This is a genomic window from Xanthomonas sp. LMG 12459 (genome assembly GCF_009192905.1).
In the GTDB taxonomy this organism is placed as follows: Bacteria; Pseudomonadota; Gammaproteobacteria; order Xanthomonadales; family Xanthomonadaceae; genus Xanthomonas_A; species Xanthomonas_A sontii.
On the sequence record NZ_NSGT01000122.1, the window covers coordinates 1 to 9,322 of the forward strand.

Annotated in this window: 8 protein-coding genes and 1 pseudogene; 3 read left to right on the plus strand and 6 right to left on the minus strand. The window is 68.5% G+C overall.

Features of this window, described 5'->3' with window-relative positions; genetic code table 11:
* Window positions 1-33 precede the first annotated feature (33 nt).
* A complete protein-coding gene (gene rng, locus CEK65_RS20470; RefSeq protein WP_010340444.1) occupies window positions 34-1,524 on the minus strand; it encodes a ribonuclease G in 1,491 nt (496 codons plus the stop codon).
* Window positions 1,524-2,090: a Maf family nucleotide pyrophosphatase gene (locus tag CEK65_RS20475; RefSeq protein WP_148827560.1), complete on the minus strand. Its 567-nt coding sequence runs from the start codon at window positions 2,088-2,090 to the stop codon at window positions 1,524-1,526. Before CEK65_RS20475 ends, rng begins: the two co-directional genes overlap by 1 nt.
* Window positions 2,091-2,223: 133 nt before the next feature.
* Between CEK65_RS20475 and CEK65_RS20480 the strand changes: the two genes are divergently transcribed.
* The 3 genes from CEK65_RS20480 (at window position 2,224) to CEK65_RS20490 (ending at window position 6,794) form a co-directional block, all read left to right on the plus strand.
* On the plus strand, window positions 2,224-2,964 hold the full coding sequence (locus tag CEK65_RS20480) for an SIMPL domain-containing protein (RefSeq protein ID WP_152182824.1): 741 nt from the start codon (window positions 2,224-2,226) through the stop codon (window positions 2,962-2,964).
* Between the two features lie 232 nt (window positions 2,965-3,196).
* Entirely contained in the window at window positions 3,197-3,868 is a 672-nt protein-coding gene (locus CEK65_RS20485; protein WP_152182825.1) for an energy transducer TonB, read from the plus strand.
* 163 nt (window positions 3,869-4,031) lie between these two features.
* A complete protein-coding gene (locus CEK65_RS20490) occupies window positions 4,032-6,794 on the plus strand; it encodes a TonB-dependent receptor (protein WP_152182826.1) in 2,763 nt (920 codons plus the stop codon).
* Between the two features lie 137 nt (window positions 6,795-6,931).
* Here the strand turns inward: CEK65_RS20490 and rlmH are convergent, their stop codons facing one another.
* The 4 genes and pseudogenes from rlmH to CEK65_RS20510 all read right to left on the minus strand — a co-directional run.
* Window positions 6,932-7,402 carry a 23S rRNA (pseudouridine(1915)-N(3))-methyltransferase RlmH gene (gene rlmH / locus CEK65_RS20495; protein WP_017915490.1) on the minus strand — a complete coding sequence of 157 codons (471 nt, stop codon included), beginning with the start codon at window positions 7,400-7,402 and terminating at the stop codon, window positions 6,932-6,934.
* 22 nt (window positions 7,403-7,424) lie between these two features.
* A complete protein-coding gene (locus CEK65_RS20500; protein ID WP_043090274.1) occupies window positions 7,425-8,582 on the minus strand; it encodes a J domain-containing protein in 1,158 nt (385 codons plus the stop codon).
* Window positions 8,575-8,988 (minus strand): ribosome silencing factor, encoded by a 414-nt coding sequence (rsfS, locus tag CEK65_RS20505; RefSeq protein WP_017907284.1) that lies wholly within the window; start codon window positions 8,986-8,988, stop codon window positions 8,575-8,577. Before rsfS ends, CEK65_RS20500 begins: the two co-directional genes overlap by 8 nt.
* Window positions 8,989-9,044: 56 nt before the next feature.
* A pseudogene (locus CEK65_RS20510) lies at window positions 9,045-9,322 on the minus strand (nicotinic acid mononucleotide adenylyltransferase); the annotation flags it as partial.

The window sequence follows — 9,322 nt, forward strand, 5'->3', positions numbered from 1 at the left end:
CCATTCCCCATTCCCGATTCCCCACTCCCGGCCTCACAACAACACCACGTCGAACTGCTCCTGCAGGTATTGTTCGTCGGCCTGGAAGCGGATGGTCTTGCCGAGGAATTCCTCCAGCTCGGCCACCGCCGCCGATTCCTCGTCGGTGATGCGCGCCACCACCTTGGTCGAGGCGATCACCAGCAGCCGCGCCGCGTCGAACTGGCGCACCGCGCGGGTGATCTCGCGGAAGATCTCGTAGGTCACGGTCTCGGCGGTCTTGATCGAGCCGCGCCCGCTGCATTCCGGGCACGGTTCGGACAGCTGCCGTTCCAGGCTCTCCACGGTGCGCTTGCGGGTCATCTCCACCAGGCCCAGCGGCGAGAACTCGTACACCGTGGTCTTGGCATGGTCGCGCGAGAGCGCCTTCTCCAGCGTGCGCAGCACCTGGCGGCGGTGCTCGGCATCGTCCATGTCGATGAAGTCGATGATGATGATGCCGCCGAGGTTGCGCAGGCGCAGTTGCCGCGCCACCGCCTGCGCCGCCTCCAGGTTGGTGCGGAACACCGTCTCCTCGAGGTTGCGCTGGCCCAGGAACGAGCCGGTGTTGACGTCGATGGTGGTCATCGCCTCGGTCTGGTCGATGACCAGGTAGCCGCCGGACTTCAGCGGCACCTGCTTGTCCAGCGCGCGGGCGATCTCGTCCTCGACCCCGTACAGGTCGAAGATCGGACGGTCGCCGGTGTACAGCTCCAGGCGCTCGGCCAGCACGGGCATGTACTTGGCGACGAAGGCCTGCAGCCGTTCGAAGGTCTCGTGCGAATCGACCTTGACCTTCTCCACGTCCTTGCGGATCAGGTCGCGCACCGCGCGCAGCGGCAGGCTCAGGTCCTCGTAGATGATGCTGGCCGGGGCGCCGTCGCGGCCGCGCCGCTCGACCACGTTCCAGACCCGCGACAGGTAGGCGATGTCTTCGGCCAGGGCCTCGGCCGGCTGGCCCTCGGCATTGGTGCGGATGATGTAGCCGAAGCCGCCGTGGCTGGCGGCCAGGTCGGCGACAAGGGTCTTCAGGCGCTGCCGTTCGGCCTCGTCCTCGATCCGCGCCGACACCCCGATCACCCGCGACTGCGGCAGCAGCACCAGGTAGCGCGAGGGGATGCTGATCTGCGTGGTCAGCCGTGCGCCCTTGCTGCCGATCGGATCCTTGACCACCTGCACCACGATGTCCTGGCCGTCGCGCAGCAACTCCACGATCGGCACCGCGGCCGAGACCGGCAATGGCGTCGCCTCCTCGGTGTCGCCGTTGCCGACCGGCGCCGGCCGCACCACGTCATTGGCGTGCAGGAACGCCGCGCGCTCCAGCCCGACCTCGACGAAGGCCGCCTGCATGCCCGGCATCACCCGCTGCACCCGACCCTTGTAGATATTGCCGACCACGCCGCGGCGCCAGCCGCGCTCGATGTGCAGCTCCTGCAGCATGCCGTTCTCGATGACGGCCACCCGGGTCTCGCGTGGTGTGACGTTGACCAGGATCTCTTGCGACATCACAGCACTCCGAAGGTGCGCAGCAGGTGGTGGGTCTGGTGCAGGGGCAGGCCCATCACCCCGGAATAACTGCCGTCGAGACGGCTGACGAAACGTTCGGCGCCGCCCTGGATCGCATACGCGCCGGCCCGCCCCATCGGCTCGCCGCTGGCCACGTAGTCGGCGATGTCGCGCGCGGACAACGCGGCGAAGGTCACCGCCGTGGGCACCAGCACCAGCTCTTCGCGGCCGGCGGCGACCAGCGCCACCGCGGTCATCGCCTGGTGGGTGCGCCCGGACAGGGCCGCCAGCATTGCCGCCGCATCCTCGGCGTCGGCCGGCTTGCCGAACACGCGATCGTCCAGCACCACCTCGGTGTCGGCGCCGAGCACCACCGCGTCGGCGGCGTCGGCCAGTTGCGCCAAGCCGGCGCGAGCCTTGTCCAGCGCCACCCGGCGCACATAGGCCTGCGCCGACTCGTCGGCCGCGCGCACTTCCGGCACCTCGAGATCGAGGATCCGGAACGGCACGCCGAGGCGGGTCAGCAGTTCGTTTCTGCGAGGGGAACGGGACGCGAGATACAGCATGGCCGAAGGATAACCCGACCGGACTGACTGAACGATCGCTAATTGCGGGACGATCGCTTCGACCCCGGCGAAGATCACGACGCGTTCATCGTCGCGGCAACACCCTCGCCCAATCTTCACAAGGAGAACATCGATGCGCGCATTGTCCGTCCGCCCGCTGCTGCTGGCCCTGTCCCTCGCCCTAGGAGGCACGATGACCGCCCACGCCCAATCCGCCGCGCCCGGCTACGCCGTGCCCGCCGACGGCACCCTGCTCAACATCGCCGCGCAGGCGGAGGCCAAGCGCGCGCCCGACGTCGCCGCCATCTCCGCCGGCGTGGTCACCCAGGCCACCGACAGCGCCGCGGCGATGCGCCAGAACGCCGAGCAGATGACCAAGGTACTGGCCGCGATCCGCGCCGCCGGCATCGCCGACAAGGACGTGCAGACCAGCGGGGTCAGCCTCAACCCGCAGTACAAGTACGCCGAGAACCAGGCGCCGCAGATCATCGGCTACCAGGCCAACAACTCGGTGAACCTCAAGGTGCGCGACATCGCCAAGCTCGGCAAGGTGCTCGACGCGCTGGCCGCACAGGGCGCCAACCAGATCAACGGCCCCACCTTCGAGATCGACGACCCGGAACCGCTGTACGACCAGGCCCGGGTCGATGCGCTGAAGAAGGCGCAGGCACGCGCGCAGACCTACGCCAAGGCGCTGGGCCTGCACGTGCGGCGCATCGTCAGCATCTCCGAAGGCAGCAGCGGCGGCGTGCGCCCGCCGATGCCGATGATGCGCACGATGGCGATGAAGGCGGAGATGGACAGCACCCCGGTCGCGCCGGGCGAGAGCAGCGTCTCGGTCAACCTGGATGTGGTGTTCGAACTGGGCAAGTAAGCCCGGCCCGCCCCCTCCTTCGCGACGGCGCCTGCGGGCGCCGTCGTGGTTTTCGGTCCGCCGCAGCGCCCCTCGCCAATACGGCACCCGGCCTCGATCGCCGCCGCCTCTTGCCAAAGTGCCCGCGACCGGCGCACTGTCGAAACGCGGACGGGCGCGATGACCCCATCCGTCGCCCCCGTGCGTTTTCCGGTACCGCAGTCCACGACACTCCTATCGCAGAGGTGGATCCATGGTTCGCACGCAACTCCCCGCCCCGTCCTTCCGCATCGACCTGTCCCGGGTCCTGGCCTACAGCACCGCGATCGCCCTGCACGTGCTGGCCGCCCTGTTGCTGCTGCTTCCCCTCTCGCACGTGACCGCGCCACCGGAACCGGCGCAGGTGCAGCCGCCCTGGCAGCAACCGGTGCTGGTCAAGGTCACGCCACCGCCGCCGACCATTCCCACCGTCGAGAAACAGGTGCCGACGCAGCCGCGCACGCCGACCGCAGTCCCGGTGCCGACCCCGACGCCGGCGCCGCTGTTCGACAGCAGCCCGGTAGCGCTGGACACCGCGCCCAATGTCGACCCCACGCCCAGCATCGCCGCACCGAGCCTGCCGCCCGCAAGCGCGAGCGCGCCGGTGGACGGCATGCAGTTGCAGTACCTGCGCGCGCCGGCCCCGCCGTATCCGCGCGACGCGCTGCGCGATCGCCTGCAGGGCAGCGTGCTGCTGCGGGTGCTGGTCGGCACCGACGGGCAACCGCTGCAGGTCAGCATCGAGAAGAGCAGCGGCCACCGGGTGCTGGACCAGGCCGCCCGCGACCAGGTGCTCAAGCGCTGGGCGTTCAAGCCGGCGCTGCAGAACGGCACGCCGGTGCAGGCGTACGGGCTGGTACCGGTCGATTTTTCGCTCGACCGCTAAATCACTCCGGCGCGGCCGGCCGGCATTCGCCGGCCGGTCGTGTTAATCTAAAATTCACGATTTATTCACGATAGATACACCTAGATGAGAGCCAGCCGGCCACCAAGACGTCGGCGCTTTCGTCAGAAAGTCACAACCTGCGTTTCCAGTTAGGAGAGAAACTGTGAACATCCCGACCCAACGGCGTGCAACCCGCCGTACGCTGCTGTGTGCCTCCGTCGCCGGCGTTCTCGCCACCCTCGCAGGGCCTGCCGCCTTCGCCCAGGAAGCGGCCACCAATCTCGACCGCATCACGGTCACTGGCTCCAATATCCCGCGCACCGACACCGAAACCCCGTCGCCGGTGCAGGTGGTGACCCGCCAGGAAATCGACCGCACCGGCAAGACCTCGCTGGCCGAGTACCTGCAGACCCTGACCGCCGACGGCGCCGGCTCGATCCCGAAGACCTTCGGCAACGGCTTCGCCGGCGGCGGCGCCGGCATCTCGCTGCGCGGCCTGGGCGCCGGCTCCACCCTGGTGCTGTTGAACGGCCGGCGCATGGCCACCTACGGCCTGGCCGACGACGGCCAGAAGGTCTTCACCGACCTGAGCACCATCCCACTGGACGCGGTCGAGCGGGTCGAAGTGCTGAAGGACGGCGCCTCGGCGATCTACGGCTCCGACGCCATCGCCGGCGTGGTCAACATCATCCTGCGCAGCGATTTCCAGGGCGCGATCCTGCGCGGCTCCTACGGCCTCTCCGGCGACGGCGACGGCGACGCGCGCAAGGCGACCCTGACCGCCGGCACCGGCGACCTCGCCAGCGACGGCTGGAACGCGTTCTTCAGCCTGGACGTGGGCAAGACCGACGCGATCAAGATCAGCGACCGCAAGGACCGCAAGTGGATCGGCACCGGCGACATCCGCCGCTGGGGCTATGCGGCACAGGATGCGCAGTTCCTCGGCGGCGCCTATCTCAGCGGCGGCACCGCCGGCGGCACGGGTCCCAATGGCTCGGTGTTCAACACCGCTGGCCGCTTGGTGGCACTGCCCGGCTGCGCCGGTCTGACCACCATCCCCGGCCAGAGCGACGCCACCGCGCAGGCGCAGGGCTGCCTGTGGGATCCGGCACAGCAGTTCCGCGATCTGACCCCCGAGGAGAAGTACGTCAACGTGTTCGGCCGCGCCAGCTTCGCCTTCGGCGAGGGCGGCGAGATCTACACCGAGATCGGCTACTCGAAGAAGAACACCGTGTTCTCCAATACCCCTTCCGGCGTATCCGGCGGCTGGGGCTACCCGGGTGGCCCGGTCAACGCCAACAGCGGCGCCGGCGCCACCGTGCTCTACGCCGGCCATCCCGACAATCCCCTGCCCTACGCCGCGCGCCTGCGCTACAGCGCCTGGGACGTGGGCCCGCGCGTCACCGACAACACCAACGAGTTCAACCGCTTCCTGGTCGGCGTCAAGGGCAACTGGGGCGACTGGAGCTACGACACCGGCTACCTGCACTCGGGTACCAACCTGGTCAACAAGCGCACCGGCTTCCTGCGCTACAGCGCCGTGCGCTGCGTGCTCGGCAACCCGGCCTGCCCGGCCGGCACCTGGCGGATCGGCGACAACGCCAACCTCAACTCGCAGGCGCTCTACGACTACATCTCGCCGACCATCAGCGCACGTGCCAAGTCCGAACTGGACATGTTCGACTTCACCGTCTCGCGCAGCCTGATGGACCTCAAGGGCGGGCCGCTGGGCCTGGCGCTGGGCGCGGAATGGCGCAAGACCAGCAACAGCCTGACCCCGCAGACCTACACCGATATCGGCGACATCATCGGCCTGGGCTACTCGGCCTACGACGGCACCCAGAACGTCTACGCCGCGCACGTCGAACTGTCGGCACCGGTGCTGGAGCAACTGGAACTGTCGGCGGCGCTGCGCTACGACAAGTACGACGGCGGCGACGGTAAGGCCACGCCGAAGCTGGGCGTGAAGTGGACCCCGGCCAACTGGATCGCGCTGCGCGCCAGCTACGCCGAGGGCTTCCGTGCGCCGAACCCGGCCGAGAACGGCGACGGCGGCCTGGCCGCGTTCTCCAACGCCCGCGATCCGGTGCGCTGCGCGATCGATCCGGCCAACGAGTGCACAGCGCGCTCGGTGGCGATCATCACCCGTCCGAACCCGGCGCTGAAGCCCGAGGAGTCCAAGAGCTATTCGGTGGGCTTCGTGCTGCAGCCGACCTCGACGACCTCGCTGACCGTGGACGGCTGGGAGATCAAGCGCACCAACGAGATCGCCCAGGGCAGTACCGCCGATGCGATCGCCGCCGGCAACGTCTTGCGCGACAGCAACAACATCGGTGGCGTCGCCAACAGCGGCACCATCCTGGCGGTCAACACCGGCTACGTGAACGCGAACTCCTCGCGCGTGCGCGGCATCGACACCGACATCCGCCAGACCTTCGAGATCGGTCCCGGCCAGTTGGAGCTGGACGCGCAATGGAGCCACCTGCTCAAGTTCGAGCGCACCGAAGGCGACACCACCGTCGACTACGTGGGCACGCACGGCAACTGCGACGTGACCAACTGCATCGGCACGCCGCAGGACCGCATCAACTTCGGCACCACCTGGAAGCAGGGCAGCTGGAGCGTGAGCGGTGTGGTGAACTACATCGACAGCATCGAGAACAAGGATCGCCGCGGTGGCGACTACCAGGCGTTCTACGCCGACGGTACGCCGGTCAAGAAGATCGCCTCGTTCACCACCTTCGATCTGTCGGGCCGCTGGAACATCACCGAGGCGTTCGAACTGAACGCGTCGGTGCAGAACGTGTTCGACCGGATCGCCCCGCTGGATCCGACCACCTACGGTGCGGTCAACTACAACCCGCTGCACTTCAGCGGTGCGATCGGCCGCTACTTCACGGTGGGTGCGAAGTACACGTTCAATTGATCGCGAACGTCGCAAGGCCGTAACGAAAAGCCCGGGCGAAAGCCCGGGCTTTTTTGTTGTCTGAGCGGTGCGCCAGCATCGGCATCACGCACGCATTGCCGCCACGCGCACGCGATCCGCGATCCGCGATCAGGCGATCAGGCGCGATGGTAAGGATGATTGGCCAACATCGCCGCGGCGCGGTAGAGCTGCTCGGCCACCAGCAGCCGCACCAGCATGTGCGGCAGGGTCAGCGGCCCCAGCGACCAGGATTCGCTGGCGACCGCCAGCACCTCCGGCGAATGGCCTTCGGGACCGCCGATCAGGAACGCCAGATCGCGCCCCTGTCCGCGCCAGTGCTCCATGCGCTGCGCCAGTTGCTCGGAACTGTGTTGCTTGCCGGGCACGTCCAGCGCCACCACCAGCGCATTCTTCGGCAGTGCCGCCAGGACTCGGCGGCCTTCGTCCTCGATCGCGCGCTGCGCATCGCGGCCCTTGCCGCGCAGGCCGGGTTCGATCTCGACCAGATCCAGCGGCAACCAGTGCGAGAGCCGCTTGCGGTACTCGGCGAAGCCCTGCGCCACCCAGGCCGGGGCGCGCTCGCCGGTGGCGATGAGGCGCGCCTTCATCGCTGCGCGCGGCAGGCGCGCATCACCAACGCTCGCCCAGCAGCAGGGCGTCGTACATCGCGTCGTCCAGTTCCTGCTCGGCCAGCCGGGCACGCTCCCGCTTCAACCATTGCTTCAGCGTGTCGGCCTGCCGCGCCGCAGCGCGATCGTCGGCACAGGAGCGGATCTCCTCCTGCACCTGCCGCTTGATCTGCGCCAACAGCGCATCCAGGCGCTGCGGCTGCGGCGCGCGCTCGTCTTGAAGACCGTAACGCCCCATGAAGTCATCGACCAGTCCGGCCAATGTCTGCTCGACCTGCCGCAGTTGCGCGGCGAACAGGTCGTTGTAGTCACGGATGCGCTCCTCGGCCATCGCCGCGATGCCGGCCTGATCCAACTGGCCGATTTCCAGTTGCAGTTCCAGCAGTGCCAGCAGGTCGTCGTTTTGATACGCCTGGTTGAGCCGCTGCATCAAGGCGGTCTTGCGCTCGCGCTGCTGCGGATCGGGCTCGCGGTCCGGATGCAATGCGGCGACCAGGTTGCGGTACAGCGCGCGACGCGTCTGTTGCGGATCGGCGGCGACCTGCGCGGCCTTGCCTGCACCGGCACGGCGGCGCTTGTCGCGCTGCTGGGCGCGCCCGGCCGCATGCGCCTGCTGTGCGTGCAGCCGCTCCTGGATCTGCGCATACAGCGCTTCGGGGGAGTGGATATGCGCCATTTCCTCTTCGGTCAGGCCGAATTCCTCACCGATGACCGACGTCAGCAATGCCTCGGATTCGGCCAGATCCTGGTCGAATCCGAGGGGGCTATGCCGGTCGTAGATGTCCTTCAGGCCATCGTTGTCGCCGTCCCGGATCAACAGCGCAGCCAACTCGCAAATGAGCTCGGACAGATCGGCGCGATCGCGCTTGCTCAACTTGAAGGTGGCATGCGCTGCGTCCAGTTCCCGCAACAACTGTACCTGCGCCGCATCGCGCTCCTGCAGCAAGGGATCGACCTGCTCGTGGAAACGCTGCTCCCAGCGCGGCAGCGCGTCCTGCCACGCATGCAACTGCGCACGGGCGCGCTCCAGACGCTTGACCAGGGAGTCGAAGCGCTTGCGTGCCGGCGTCGCGGGTGTCGATTCGGTCGCGCCGACACGCTTGCTGACCGGCAACGCCTCGCTGCCGACGCTGCGCGCGGGATTGCGCCGCTTAGGCATCGCGTGCCGAGTCGTCGTCGTCGCCCGGCGGCTGGTCGCCGACCGTCCACAGCCGCTCCAGCGCATAGAACTCGCGCACCCGCGGCAGCATCACGTGCACCACCACGTCGCCGAGATCGACCAGTACCCACTCGGCCTCGCGCTCGCCTTCCACGCCCAGCGGCATGACATCCAGGCGCTTGGCGTACTTGATGACTTCGTCGGCGATCGACTTGACGTGGCGGGTGGAGGTGCCGGAGACGATGACCAGGTAGTCGGTGACGCTGGACTTGCCGCGCACGTCGATTTCCGCCACGTCCTTGGCCTTGAGTTCCTCGACTGCCTCGCGGACGTGGGCGAGCAGGACCGGCAGCGGCGGCGGCGGATTGGGGACTTGGGTCTTGATGACGTGGGCTTGACTGGACAAAGCGGCGAACTCGATGGAATGGGGCGAATTATAGGCGACCCCGGCAGGACGCGTATTCAGCCAGCGGCGGCGGCACCGGACGCATACAGAGCATGGTCGCGGATATAGGCCGCCACTGGTGCCGGCAGCAAGGCCGCCCAGTCCTCGCCGGCGGCGATGCGCGCGCGCACCAGGCTGGCCGATTCGCTGCGCAGCGGTTGCCGCAGGCACCACAGGCGGCCGCCCGGCGCACGGGCCAGCGCCTGCGGCGTGTCGGCCCAGCGTCCGGCCGCCGCCTGCGCCAGTTCCGCCGGCACCGCCCGCTCCCAGCCGCTGCCGGCGGAACTGGCGCAGG